General features: G+C 68.6%; 10 protein-coding genes. 8 read left to right on the top strand and 2 right to left on the bottom strand.

The annotated features are described in order from the left end of the window. The first annotated feature begins 28 nt into the window (after positions 1-28). Positions 29-832 carry a 4-hydroxy-2-oxoheptanedioate aldolase gene (gene hpaI / locus FB547_RS13820; RefSeq protein ID WP_145743120.1) on the top strand — a complete coding sequence of 268 codons (804 nt, stop codon included), beginning with the start codon at positions 29-31 and terminating at the stop codon, positions 830-832. Positions 833-857: 25 nt separating this feature from the next. On the opposite strand, the gene FB547_RS13815 is transcribed toward hpaI, so the two are convergent. Further along, positions 858-1,907, bottom strand: coding sequence for a LacI family DNA-binding transcriptional regulator (locus tag FB547_RS13815; protein WP_145743118.1), 1,050 nt, complete (start codon positions 1,905-1,907; stop codon positions 858-860). A gap of 123 nt (positions 1,908-2,030) precedes the next feature. Here FB547_RS13815 and FB547_RS13810 point away from each other — a divergent pair, with 123 nt between their 5' ends. The 5 genes from FB547_RS13810 to FB547_RS13790 are packed head-to-tail and all read left to right on the top strand — an operon-like array spanning position 2,031 to position 8,149. Beyond that, positions 2,031-3,050, top strand: coding sequence for a TRAP transporter substrate-binding protein (locus FB547_RS13810; protein WP_145743116.1), 1,020 nt, complete (start codon positions 2,031-2,033; stop codon positions 3,048-3,050). A 6-nt stretch (positions 3,051-3,056) separates the two neighbouring features. Continuing rightward, positions 3,057-4,952 carry a TRAP transporter large permease subunit gene (locus tag FB547_RS13805; RefSeq protein WP_145743114.1) on the top strand — a complete coding sequence of 632 codons (1,896 nt, stop codon included), beginning with the start codon at positions 3,057-3,059 and terminating at the stop codon, positions 4,950-4,952. A 37-nt stretch (positions 4,953-4,989) separates the two neighbouring features. Then, positions 4,990-5,529: a VOC family protein gene (locus FB547_RS13800; RefSeq protein ID WP_018902920.1), complete on the top strand. Its 540-nt coding sequence runs from the start codon at positions 4,990-4,992 to the stop codon at positions 5,527-5,529. Further along, positions 5,526-6,797, top strand: coding sequence for a ribulose-bisphosphate carboxylase large subunit family protein (locus tag FB547_RS13795; RefSeq protein ID WP_145743113.1), 1,272 nt, complete (start codon positions 5,526-5,528; stop codon positions 6,795-6,797). Before FB547_RS13800 ends, FB547_RS13795 begins: the two co-directional genes overlap by 4 nt. Further along, the gene (locus FB547_RS13790) at positions 6,797-8,149 is read left to right on the top strand and encodes a four-carbon acid sugar kinase family protein (protein ID WP_145743111.1); all 1,353 of its coding nucleotides are present in this window, start codon (positions 6,797-6,799) and stop codon (positions 8,147-8,149) included. The genes FB547_RS13795 and FB547_RS13790 overlap by 1 nt, the downstream gene beginning before the upstream one ends. Positions 8,150-8,167: 18 nt before the next feature. On the opposite strand, the gene FB547_RS13785 is transcribed toward FB547_RS13790, so the two are convergent. Continuing rightward, entirely contained in the window at positions 8,168-8,962 is a 795-nt protein-coding gene (locus FB547_RS13785; protein WP_145743110.1) for a phosphodiesterase, read from the bottom strand. Positions 8,963-9,716: 754 nt separating this feature from the next. Here FB547_RS13785 and FB547_RS13775 point away from each other — a divergent pair. Beyond that, positions 9,717-10,355 (top strand): YjbF family lipoprotein, encoded by a 639-nt coding sequence (locus FB547_RS13775; protein WP_145743106.1) that lies wholly within the window; start codon positions 9,717-9,719, stop codon positions 10,353-10,355. Continuing rightward, on the top strand, positions 10,352-13,321 hold the full coding sequence (locus FB547_RS13770) for a YjbH domain-containing protein (RefSeq protein WP_145743104.1): 2,970 nt from the start codon (positions 10,352-10,354) through the stop codon (positions 13,319-13,321). Before FB547_RS13775 ends, FB547_RS13770 begins: the two co-directional genes overlap by 4 nt. Positions 13,322-13,338: the final 17 nt, after the last annotated feature.

Here is a 13,338-nt window from a genome sequence, read left to right as displayed (position 1 = left end):
CGCCCACGCAACACCTTCAAGAGACCTCATGCCCGCCCTCAACCCCTTCAAGACAGCACTGGCCACCCAACAGCCGCAGATCGGCCTCTGGCTCTCGATGGCCGACCCGTACATGGCCGAGGTGAGCGCCACCGCCGGCTTCGACTGGCTGCTGATCGATGGCGAGCATGCGCCCAACGACCTGCGCTCGACGCTGGCCGCGTTGCAGGCCGTGGCGCCGCACCGCGCCCAGCCGGTGGTGCGCGCGGTGCAGGGCGACACGGCCCTCATCAAGCAGTTGCTCGACATCGGCGCAAAGAATCTGCTGGTGCCCATGGTCGACACGGCCGAACAGGCCCGCGCACTGGTGTCGGCCACGCGCTATCCGCCGCTGGGCATCCGTGGCGTCGGCAGCGCGGTGGGCCGCGCCTCGCAGTGGAGCGCGCGCACCGACTACCTCGACGTGGCCGATGCGGAAGTCTGCCTGCTGGTGCAGGCCGAAACCGTGGCGGCGCTCTCCAACCTGCCGCAGATCTGCGCGGTGGACGGCATCGACGGCGTCTTCATCGGCCCGGCCGACCTGGCCGCGTCGATGGGCCACCGCGGCCGGCCCGGCCACCCCGAGGTGCAGGCCGCGATCGAAGCCGCCATGCGCACCATCGTGGCCTCGGGCAAGGCCGCGGGCACGCTGACCTCGGATCCGAAGCTGGCCCGGCGCTACCTGGAACTGGGCTGCAGCTTTGTCGCGGTGGGTGTCGACGTGCTGCTGTATGCGGGCGCGGCCCGCAGGCTCGCGGCCGACTTCAGCGGCGCGCCGCCGGCCGAAGAGCCCGCGCCGCGCGCGGCCTACTGAACGAAGGCCTCGTCGCGAGACGAACCTAAGGAAGGTTCTCGCGAAAGATCACCTGGCTGCGGGTGGTTTCCACGCCGCTGAGCGCGTCGCGCCCGTCGCGCAGGTTGGCGAAGATGCGCACGCAGTTCATCAGCGTGGTGTGCGGGCTCTGCGTGATCACCGCATCCATGCTGCCGTCGATCAGCAGCGTGCGCGTGTCGGGCGTGAGCCCGTGCCCGATGAACACCACCTTCTGCTCGCGCCCCGCCTCCTTCAGCGCGCGCGCCACGCCGTCGGATGCGCCGCCGATGTTGTAGATGCCGCCCATGTCGGGGTACTGCTCCAGCAGCGCGCGCGTCTGCCGGTAGTTCTTGCCGGCGTCGTCCTGGCCTTCGCGCAGGCCCACCACTTCGAGCCGCGGGAACATCTCGTCGATCACGTGCAGGAAGCCGGCCTCGCGCTCCTCGTGGGCCTTGTAGCTCAGGCTGCCCGCGATGAGCGCCACCTTCGCGGCGCGCGCGCCGATGAAGCGGCCGATCAGGTAGCCCGCGGTGCGGCCGGCCGCGCGGTTGTCCAGCCCCACGAAGGCGGCGCGCTCGGAGTTCGACAGGTCGGAGATCAGCGTGACCACCGGCAGGCCGCGCGCCGCCAGCGCCGCCACCGCCTCGCGCACCGCCGGGTGCTCCAGCGCCATCATCGCGATGCCGTCGCAGCGCTGGCCGTGGCGGCGCAGCGCGTCCGCGAGCTCGCGCGGGTTGAAGCTCTCGATGAACACCGTGCGGCACTGCACGTTGAACGGCGCCCAGTGCTCCTGCGAATAGCCCACCATGTCGCCCAGCATGCGGATGAAGCGGTTGGTGCCGGCCGGCAGCAGGAACACCAGCCTGAGCGGCGGCGGCGTGAGCGCGGCATAGAGCTCGGGGCCCGGCAGGTAGTCGAGCTCGCCCGCGGCCTTGAGCACGCGCTGCACCGTGGCGTCGCGCACGCCGGGGCGGCGGTTGAGCACGCGGTCGACGGTAGCGGTCGACACCTGCGCGGCCCGTGCGATGTCGACCACGCGGGCGCGCCGCGCATCGGTTGAAGGGTTATCCCGCATACATCAAAAACCATCAAGATCGAGTTTGACCCGGATCATGCATCCTTTTATCTTCGCTGTGGCTCGAATCCAATGGTGCATCAGATTGCATCAACCGCATTCCGAAGATCCTGGAGACAAAACATGACCTTGCAGACCCGCCGCAGTGCCTTGCGCACGCTTTCCGCCCTCCCCGCCGCCGGCATCGTGTCGGCCGTGCCGCGCATCGCGCGCGCCGCGGAGTTCTCGTACAAGTACGGCAACAACCTGCCGCTCAGCCATCCGCTGAACATCCGCGCGCAGGAGGCGGCCGACCGCATTGCCAAGGAAAGCAAGGGCCGGGTCGAGATCAAGATCTTCCCCAACAACCAGCTCGGCGGCGACACCGACATGCTGGCGCAGGTGCGCTCGGGCGGCATCGAGTTCTTCACGCCGTCCGCGCTGGTGATTGCCACGCTGGTGCCGGTGGCCGCCATCAACGCGGTGGGCTTCGCGTTCAACGACTACAACCAGGTCTGGGCCGCCATGGACGGCAAGCTCGGCGCCCACGTGCGCGGCGCCATCGCCAAGTCGCGCCTCTACGCCTTCGAGAAGATGTGGGACAACGGCTTCCGCCAGACCACCAGCAGCAAGGCCGCGGTCACCAATGCCAAAGACATGGACGGCCTGAAGATCCGCGTGCCCGTGAGCCCGCTGTCGATCTCGATGTTCAAGGGCCTGGGCGCCGCGCCCGCGAGCCTGCAGTTCAGCGAGGTGTATTCCGCGCTGCAGACCAAGATCGTCGACGCGCAGGAAAACCCGCTGCCCATCATCCAGGTGGCCAAGCTGTTCGAGGTGCAGAAGTTCTGCTCCCTCACCAACCACATCTGGGACGGCTACTGGTTCATTGCCAACGGCCGCGCCTGGGACGCGCTGCCCGACGACCTCAAGACCATCGTGGCGCGCGCCATCAACGATGCCGGCATGCAGCAGCGCGAGGACATCAAGAAGCTCAACGAGTCGGTCGTCGGCGACCTGCAGGCCAAGGGCCTCACCATCAACCGCCCGGCCGCCGACAGCTTTCGCGCCAAGCTGCGCGAATCGGGCTTCTATGGCGAGTGGAAAGGCCGCTTCGGCCCCGAGGCGTGGGCGCTGCTCGAAGGCGCCGTCGGCAAGCTGGCCTGACCGGCCATGGTGCATGAATCCACTTTCGAGGCGGCGCCGTTCGTGGGCGCGGGGCCGTCCGCCAACGCGCTGAGCGGCCTGGCCGGGCGCGCCGACCGCGTGCTGGGCGGCCTGGTCGAGGCTGTGGCCGCGCTGCTGGTGCTGGCCGAGATCTGCGTGCTGTTCGCGGGCGTGGTGTCGCGCTATGTGTTCCATGCGCCGCTGGTGTGGTCGGACGAGCTCGCGTCCATCCTGTTCCTGTGGCTGTCGATGCTGGGCGCGGTGGTGGCGCTGCGGCGTGGCGAGCACATGCGCATGACGGCGCTGCTGCAGAAGGTGCAGCCATCGACGCGCGCCATGCTCGATGCCCTTGCCATCGCGGCCTCGATCGCATTCCTGGTGCTGATCATCTGGCCCTCGGTCGACTATGCGCACGAAGAGTCGTTCATCGTCACGCCCGCCCTGGAGATCAGCAACGCCTGGCGCGCCGCGGCCATTCCGGCGGGCATCGGCATCATGCTGGCGATGGCGTTGCTGCGCCTCGTGCGCGTGTGCACCGGCCGTCAGATCGCGGTCGCGATGCTCGGCACGGGCGCGCTGGTGGCGGCCTTCTGGCTTGCGGCGCCGCTGTTCGCGACGCTCGGCAAGTTCAACCTGGTGATCTTCTTCGTGGTGGTGGTGGCGGCCACCGTGCTCTCGGGCGTGCCCATCGCGTTCTCGTTCGCGCTGGCCACCTTCGGCTACCTGGCACTCACCACGCGCACGCCGCTCTTGGTGATGGTGGGCCGGCTCGACGAAGGCATGTCGCACCTGATCCTGCTCGCGGTGCCGCTCTTCATCTTCCTCGGCGCGCTGATCGAGATGACAGGCATGGCGCGCGCCATGATCCAGTTCCTTGCGAGCCTGCTGGGACACGTGCGCGGCGGCTTGTCGTATGTGCTGATCGGCGCGATGTACCTGGTGTCGGGCATCTCGGGCTCCAAGATCGCCGACATGGCGGCCATTGCGCCCGTGCTGTTCCCCGAGATGGTCAAGCGCGGCGCCAAGCCCGGCGACCTGGTCGCGCTGCTGTCGGCCACCGGCGCGCAGACCGAGACCATTCCGCCGTCGATCGTGCTCATCACCATCGGCTCGGTCACGGGCATTTCGATCGCGGCGCTGTTCACGGGCGGGCTGCTGCCGGCCGTGGTGCTGGGCGCCGCGCTGTGCGTGGTGGTGTGGTGGCGCTACCGGTGCGAAGACCTGAGCGGCGTTGCGCGCCACAGCAAGCGCGAGATCGGCAAGCTGCTGCTGGTCGCGCTGCCCGCGGTGCTGCTGCCCTTCGTGATCCGCGCCGCCGTGGTCGAGGGCGTGGCCACGGCCACCGAGGTGTCGACCATCGGCATCGTCTACTCGGCCATCGTCGGGCTCTTCGTGTACCGGCAGTTCGACTGGAAGCGGCTCAAGCCGATGCTGGTCGACACGGCCTCGCTCTCGGGCGCCATCATCTTCATCGTCGGCTGCGCCACGGCCATGGCCTGGGGCCTCACGCAGTCGGGCTTCTCGCAAGACCTGGCGCGCGTCATGGGCGCGCTGCCGGGCGGCGCCTACGGCTTCCTGGCCGTGTCGATCGTGGCCTTCATCGTGCTGGGCAGCGTGCTCGAGGGCATTCCGGCCATCGTGCTGTTCGGGCCGCTGCTGTTTCCCATTGCCAAGGCCGCGGGCGTGCACGAGGTGCACTACGCCATGGTGGTGATCTTCGCGATGGGCATCGGCCTGTTCGCGCCGCCCTTCGGCGTGGGCTACTACGGCGCCTGCGCCGTGAGCAAGGTCAACCCCGACGAGGGCATCAAGCACATCTGGGGCTACATCGCCGCGATGCTGGTGGGCCTGGTGATCGTGGCCGCGTTCCCGTGGTTCTCGACCGGTTTTCTCAAGTTCTGACCACAACAACACACTCACACCAACGGAGCCAACCGCAATGAGTCGATTCCTCGGCGAGATTCGCCAGCTGGGCTATGTCGTGCACGACATCGAGGCCGCCATGGACTACTGGAGCACCACGCTGGGCGTGGGCCCGTGGTTCTACAACCCCAAGGTGCCGATCAAGAACTACCGCTACAACGGCCAGGCGCACGAGCCCCACAACTCGGTGGCGCTGGCCAACTCGGGCTACGTGCAGGTCGAGCTGATCCAGACGCGCAACGACGTGCCCTCGATGTACCGCGACTTTCTCCAGGCCGGCCGCACCGGGTTGCAGCACGTTGCCTACTGGACGGCCGACTACGACGCCGACCTGGCGCGCCTCACCGCGCAGGGCTTCAAGCCGGTGATGAGCGGCGAAGTGGGCGAGCGCGGCCGCTTCATCTACTTCGACACCGAGTACCACCCGGGCACGGTGATCGAGCTGTCCGAAGTGGCGGGGCCCAAGGGCAAGATGTTCGACCTGATCCGCAGCGCCTCCGAGGGCTGGGACGGCAGCGAGCCGGTGCGGCCCTTCCCTGACCTGAGCAAGCTGTGAACGTGACCGAACGCATCCGCGCGCGCTACCTCATCGAAACGCCGCTGGAGCCGGCCGCCGTGGCCGAGGTGATGGCCGGCGAGCAGTCGTGCGGCACCTTCACGCGCGTCGAGGGCGAGACCGACGCGCTGCGCCAACGCGCGCGCGCCACCGTCGAGGCGATCACCGAGCTTGCGCCGGCCGAGGCGCCGAGCCTGCCCAACGCACTGCTCGAACGCAAGGGCACGCGCGGCCCATGGCGGCGTGCGCACATCGACATCTCGTTTCCCGCAGCGAACATCGGCGCCAACCTGCCGACGCTCGCGGCCACCGTGTCGGGCAACCTCTACGACCTGGGCGAAGTCACGGGCCTGCGGCTCGAATCGCTGCAGCTGCCTGCCGCCTACCGCGGGCAGTTCGAAATGCCGCGCGCCGGCATCGCGGGCACGCGGCGCGCCACCGGCGTGGCCAGCGGCGCGCTGGTCGGCACCATCATCAAGCCCAACGTGGGGCTGTCCGCCGGCGAGACCGCCGAGCTGGTCGCCAGGCTCTGCGCCGCGGGCGTCGACTTCATCAAGGACGACGAGGTCTGCGCCAACCCCGCGCATGCACCGCTTGCCGAGCGCGTGCCCGCCGTGATGGCCGCGGTGCGCGCACACCAGGAGCGCACCGGCAAGCACGTGATGGTGGCCTTCAACATCACCGACGAGACCGACGCGATGAAGCGGCATGCCGACCTCGTCGAGCGCGAAGGCGGATCGTGCGTCATGGCCAGCCTCAACTGGTGCGGCCATTCGGGCATGCAGACGCTGCGCCGCCACACCGGCCTGGCGCTGCACGGCCACCGCAACGGCTACGGTGCGCTGTCGCGGCATCCGCTGCTGGGCATTTCGTTCCAGGCCTACCAAACGCTCTGGCGGCTGGCCGGCGTCGACCACATGCACGTTCACGGCCTGCAGGGCAAGTTCTCGCAGCCCGACAGCGAGGTCATCGAATCGGCGCGCGACTGCTGCACCCCTTTGACCGATGCCGCCGACGACCGCGTGATGCCGGCCTTTTCGTCAGGCCAGTGGGCCGGCACCGTGCCCGCCACCTGGGCCGCCATCGGCAGCGACGACCTGCTCTTCATGGCCGGCGGCGGCATCCTCGCGCATCCCGACGGCGCGGCGGCCGGCGTCACCAGCATCCGCCAGGCCTGGTCGGCCGTATGCGCCGGCACCGCGCTGCAAGAAGCCGCCCGCGGCGCACCCGAGCTAGCGCGCGCGCTGGCCTTCTTCGGCAAGCCGTGATGCCCGCCACGCAAGCGCCGGCCATCGTCTACTACGGCGACGATTTCACCGGCGCCACCGACACCCTCGGCACCGCCGCGCGTGCCGGTCTGCGCACCCTGCTGTTCCTGAAGACGCCCGACGCCGCGCGGCTCGCGCAGGCCGGGCCGCTCGACGTGCTGGGCATCGCGGGCGCCGCCCGCGCCATGGCGCCCGAAGCCATGCAGGCCGAGCTCGCCCCGGTCGCCGCGCTGTTCCGCTCGCTCGGCGCGCGCGTGCTGCACTACAAGACCTGCTCCACCTTCGACAGCGCGCCGCACATCGGCTCCATTGGCGCAGCCGTGCGCGCGCTGCGCGGCGCCGTCGAACAGCCCTGGACCGCCATCGTCGGCGGCCAGCCCAACATCGGCCGGCACTGCCTGTTCGGCAACCTGTTCGCCGCGGCCGGCGCGGGCGGCGAGGTGTTCCGCATCGACCGCCATCCGACGATGAGCCGGCACCCGGTCACGCCGATGCATGAGGCCGACCTGAGGCTGCACCTGGCCAAGCAGGGCCTGGCCGGCGTGCGCTCCATTCCTTTCACGGCCGCCTCGCACGGGCCGCAGGCGCTTGGCGAGGCAGTGCAGCGCGCGCTGCGCCCGGATGCCGGCAACACCGAGGCCGTGCTGTTCGACGTGGCCGATGCCTCGCAGCTCGCGGCCATCGGCCAAGTGGTGTGGTCACAGGCCCAGCGCGCCACGCTGCTGGCCGTGGGCCCGAGCAGCGTGGTCGATGCGCTGGCCGGCGCACTCGGCACGCGAGCCGATGCGCAAGCCGACCAACGCCGTATGGGCCCAGCGCGCGGCCCGGTGCTGGTGCTTGCCGGCAGCCTCTCGCCCGTCACCGCGCGCCAGGTGGCGGCGGCACGCTCGTTCGACACCGTGTGGCTCGATGCGCCCCGGCTCGCGCAGCGCGACACGGCCACGCTGGAGCAGCATGCCCGCGACATCGCGCAAGGACTCGCGCGCGGCCGCAGCATGCTGGCCTGCACCCGGCCCGCCGAACCGGCGCCTGCCGAGGGCGACAACACGGTCGACGCCCAGGCCCTCTCGCGCGCCGGCGGAGACTTGCTCGCCAGGGTGCTGGCCATGGTGCCGCTGCAGCGCGTCGGCATTGCCGGCGGCGACACCTCAAGCCACGCCGTGCAGGCGCTCGATGCCTGGGGGCTCTCCTACGCGGCCGACATGGGCGCCGGCGCATCGCTCTGCCGCGTGCACAGCGACGACGCCGCGCTCGACGGCATGGAGATCATGCTCAAGGGTGGCCAGATGGGCGCCCACGACGTGTTCGAGCGGCTGCTGCATGGCGATGCGGACAGCGCCCCGCTCGCGTGAAAGCGCAAGGCGCGTTGTTCAGGCAAACGCGTACGGCCCCGCAAAGTTTCCAATCTGGCTCAGGTGGCTGACCATGCCGTACCGCGCGTCCCACAAATGCAGCATGCAGCCGCGCGGTCCCACGTGCGACTGCGGCGGCGCATCGGCGCGCAGCTGCAGGTCGATTTCCGTGGTGGTGCTCGGGCATGAACAGATCACCGTGCCGCCCCAGCGGCGCAGCATCGTGCGGTGCACGTGCCCGCACAGCACCAGCTCGACATTCGGCGCGCTTCGCACCACCTCTTCGAGCGGCTGCGCATCCACGCAGCCGTAGGCGTCCATGTAGGGAATGCCGCTCGTGAAGGGCGGATGGTGCAGCATCAGCAGCGTGGGCTTGGCCGTGTCCTTGGCCAGCGTGCGCGCAAGCCAGGCAAGGCCTTCGGCGTCGATGTGGCCGTGGTGCTTTCCCACCACGCATGAGTCGAGCCCGATGATGCGCACCGGGTGGTCATCCACGCACCAGTGCAGCGGCCCCGCCTCGGGCAGGTAGGCCTGGTCGCTGAACGCGGCGCGAAAGCGCTCGCGATGGTCGTGGTTGCCGGGTATCACCAGAAACGGAATGCGCGAGGCCGAGAGCAGCGTGCGCGCCATCGCGTATTCGTCGGCGCGGCCCTCGTCGACGAGGTCGCCGGTGAGCACCAGCAGATCGGGGCGACGATCGAGCGCGTGCACGTGCGCAAGCGCTTCGGCAAACATGCTGTTGGAGTCGACAACGCCCTGGTACAGCTCGCCTTCGGCGCGGATGTGCGGATCGGACAGCTGTGCGATGAGCATCGGGCTCCTTCAAATCAGGCGCGTCGTTGCGCAATTATTGAAACAAAACAATTCAATAGTAATAGCCGATTTACAGCAACCATGTTGCAGTTGTCAAACAATTTGAAATACGCGGCTAAAAGTTCTAATTTCCGACCGGGTTTCTGGCTGTAACGGCGAAACGGCCCCGCTTTGGCCGCCCGCCACCTGCTCCGCCTCCCCTGTTTTAGGTACTGTTTCCCTCTGTGAAGTGGTACCATCGGGCCGTTGACTGGAGTAACAATGCGCAATCGCCGGTTACTATCGGTTGTCGACGCTGTTGCTCACTTCCAAGCTTCAACTGAACGGGGAAAGAATTCATGAAACATAGTCACCTGATTGCAGCCATGGCGCTCGCAGCCCTGGCCTCCGCGCCTGCACTCGCCCAGACACTGCCTGTGCCTCCGACCAGCGCCGCTGATGCCGTTCGCGCAGCTGGCGGTGGTGGCCTGACCACGCAGCAAATCGGTACTGCTGTTGGCGGCGGCGTGCTGCTTGGTGCTCTGGTTGCCGGCGGTGGCGGTGGCGGTGGTGGCGGTTTCTTCCTCCCCGGCGGCCCAGGCGGCACCGGCACTGGTACCACCGGAACCACCGGCACCAGGTAATGATCGGAGCCCTCCGCAAGGGGGGGTTCCCAGCGAGATTCCAACGCACCGCCAGCGCGGTGCAAAAACTAGGATGTTGCGTACTCGCATCATCCTTTTTTTTGGGCGGATGCTCCTCGGGCTCCTCGGCAATGCTTGCCACGGCCCGGCACCTCTACAACAACAACGCCTCGCCGTCGGACTCCCACACATTCCGTCCGGAATTCAGCTATTTGCGTGCCACCTTCGAAGGCCGCACCGTGTTTCTCGTGCTCGGATACGTCGACCCCCATCCCGAAGGTCCTACAGAGGTCTGGTACAGCGCCTCGGGCGAAACGGTGCGCCTGCGCCACGGCCGCCTGGTGGCCACGGCCGGCCTCACGACCGACTGGCGCGCCGTGCGCCTTGCCAACGCACCTGCCTGGCCCTCCGCCACGGCCGCCGAGAGCACGACGACAGCAACAACGCGCTTCCAGCGCGAGCGCGACCTCATGCCCGGCTACCGCTCGGGCATACGCGACGAAATCGAGCAGCGGCAAATCCCGCCGCCCACCGACACCATGCTCGCCGGCCGGCCCGCGAGCTCGCTGCGCTGGTTCGAGGAGCGCAGCAGCACGCGCCCGGCCTCGGCTTCGCTGCCCCCGGCACGCTTCGGCCTCGCCCAGGTTGGCGACAAGCTCGAGGCGGTCTATTCCGAGCAGTGCCTTTCCCGCGATCTGTGCTTGAGCTTCGAGCGGTGGAATCCCTCTGTGCCAGCCAACGTTGCCTCGACAAGCGCAGCTGGTTCATGAGCCTCCCGCCCCCGTCCGGCCCCACCACCAACCCCTTCCGCCTCAGCCTGCTGGCCGCCGCGATCGTGTTGATGACTCCCTCCGCCCACGCCGCATCCACCGACCGCATGCTTGCGGGCGCCGCGGAAGTGCGCCCGGGCGAGCGGCTCAGCGACTGGCTGCTGCGCCAACCCGAAGATGCGGCCGGCCCCGGCCTTGCATGGCAGGTGCCGCAGGAACTGCTTGCGCAGCAATACCTGAAAGAGTCGCTACTGGTGCGGGTGGAAGCAGCCGTTCGATCGGCCTCGCCCGAAGAACGGGCTTCGCGCGAGCAGCTCCTGTCGGTGCTGCAGAGCCTTCCGGCCACCGGCCGCGTGGCGCTGGGCATCGTCGATCCGCGCTGGCTGCAGGCGAATCCCGGTCAAGACCCGGTGCTCCGCGAAGGCCAGCGGCTCGCGGTGCCGCCCGCCCCGCTGCGCTCGGTGACCGTGGTGCAGCCCGACGGCAGCTTTTGCCAGGTAGCACATGAAGGCGGACGCTCGCTGCTCGACTACCTGAGCGCCTGCGGCCTTGGCAGCGGCGCAGACTGGGCCTGGATCGCGCAGCCCGACGGCCGCACCACGCGCGCAGGCATTGGCGCCTGGAATGCCGAGCCTGCCGACGAACCCGCGCCCGGCGCCTGGATCTGGGCCCCGCCGCGCCGCATGGCCGCGCTGGCGGACCTGTCGGAAGGCCTCATCAAGTTTCTTGCCGTGCAAGGCCCCTCCCCGCAGGAACCCACCACCGCGCGCCCGGTCGCCAACGCGCCCGTGTTCGCGGCCCCCACCGTGGCCGCCGCGCTGCCCGAAGCCTTCGCCTCGCAGCCGCGCCCGCTCGAGATCAGCGGCAACGACTGGGGCGAAACCGGCCTGCTGCAAACGCCATCGGCCCGCATGGGCCTGGCCGGCGACGTGCGCGGCTCGTTCACGTCGATCTGGCCCTACACGCGGCTGAACTTCATGTTCCAGCCCTTTGACTGGATGGAAGCGGGATTTCGATACACCTCCATCTCCAACCGCGCGTACGAGGCCAGCACCACGGGCCAGTCGAACAAGGACAAGAGCATCGACATCAAGCTGCGCCTGCTCAAGGAAACCGCGCTGGTGCCCGAGCTCGCGCTGGGCTTTCGCGACCTGGGCGGTACCGGCCTGTTCTCCGGCGAATACCTGGTGGCAAGCAAGCGCTGGTACGACCTCGACTTCAGCCTTGGCATTGGCTGGGGCTACCTGGGCGCGAGCGGCAACATCAGCAACCCCTTCAAGCTCTTGGGCAGCCGCTTCGACACCCGCAGCGTGTCGAGCACCAACCAATCGAGGTTCGGCTCCTACTTTCGCGGCCCGGCTGCCCTGTTTGGGGGCGTGCAGTGGCGCACCCCGTGGGACCCGCTCACTCTCAAGCTCGAATACGACGGCAACAACTACCAGAACGAGCCGCAGAACAACAACCAGCGCCAGCGCTCGCCCATCAACATCGGCCTGGCCTACCGCGTGTCACCCAAGGTCACGCTGTCCGCCGGCTTCGAGCGCGGCGACAAGTTCATGATCGGCCTCACGCTGTCGAGCAACCTGGCCGCATCGCAAACGCCCAAGACGCTCGACCGGCCCCTGCCGGAATTCAGGCCGGAGGCGGCCCCGCGCTCACCCGGCTGGGCAACCACCGCGGCGGAGATCGAGGCGCAGACCGAATGGATCGTCGAGCGCATCGCTCCCAAGGACGACGTGCTGCATGTGTGGGTGACCGACAGCAACACCGTCTACCGCACCGCCCGCGTCGAAAAAGCCATTGCAGTGCTCCACCACGATGCGCCCGACGCCATCAAGAGCTTTGTCTTCCACTACGCCGAGCGTGGCCTTGCGGTCCATGCGCAGGCCATCGACCGCGCCGAATGGGTGGCCGCGCGCATCCAGGCCCTGCCGCCGCATGGCGCGCGGGCCGTGTCCAAGCGCGACTACGAGCCCGAGCTGGCCCGCCCCGCCGACAAGACCGGCCCCGCGCAGAACACCACCGCCGCCGCCGAAGCTGCCGCCACCGAAACCAACGCCCCATGGGTGCGCCCACGCGACAAGTTCACCTTTGGCATTGCGCCCAGCTACGGGCAGATCGTCGGCGGTCCTGACGCCTTCCTTCTCTACCAGCTTGGCATCCAGGCCACCGCCGAATACCGCTTTACCCAGCGCACCTGGCTCAGCGGCGCGGTCAACCTGCGGCTGGCCGACAACTACGACAAGTTCACCTACACCGCGCCCAGCGAGCTGCCGCGCGTGCGCACCTACCAGCGCGAGTACGTCACATCGCGGCGCTTCACCATTCCGTCGCTGCAGCTCACGCACGTGGGGCAGCTGTCGAGCAGCCAGTACTACAGCGTGTATGGCGGCCTGCTCGAGAGCATGTTTGCCGGCGTGGGCGCCGAATGGATGTACCGGCCGGCACGCTCGCCCGTGGCCTTTGGCGTGGACATCAACCGCGTGCGCCAGCGCGACTTCAACCAGGACTTCGGCCTGCGCGACTACAAGGTGAACACCGGCCACGCCACGCTCTACTGGGACACCGGCTGGAACGGCGTGCTGGCCAAGATCAGCGCGGGCCAGTACCTGGCGGGCGACCGCGGCGTCACGCTCGAAGTCATCCGCCGCTTCGACAACGGCCTGGTGCTGGGCGCCTATGCCACCAAGACCAACGTCTCTTCCAAGCAGTTTGGCGAAGGCGATTTCGACAAGGGCATCTATCTTTCGATTCCGCTCGACGCGCTGCTACCGCGCTCGACCAAGTTCGCCATAGGCTTTGCGTGGTCGCCGCTCACGCGCGACGGCGGCGCCCGCCTGGGCCGCAGCAACACCCTTTATGAACTGACCTCCGTGCGCGACCGGGGTGCCTTCAACTTTGCGCCGCCGGAAGACGCAAAGCCCCGCGCCGGAGACAACATCCTGAATTTCGATCGCAGCCCATGAGCTTTTTTTGTATGGAA

The organism is Variovorax beijingensis (genome assembly GCF_007828835.1).
GTDB classification, from domain to species: domain Bacteria; phylum Pseudomonadota; class Gammaproteobacteria; order Burkholderiales; family Burkholderiaceae_C; genus Variovorax; species Variovorax beijingensis_A.
The sequence above is the reverse complement of the archived record's forward strand: the minus strand, read 5'-3'. Positions and strand labels throughout refer to the sequence as shown.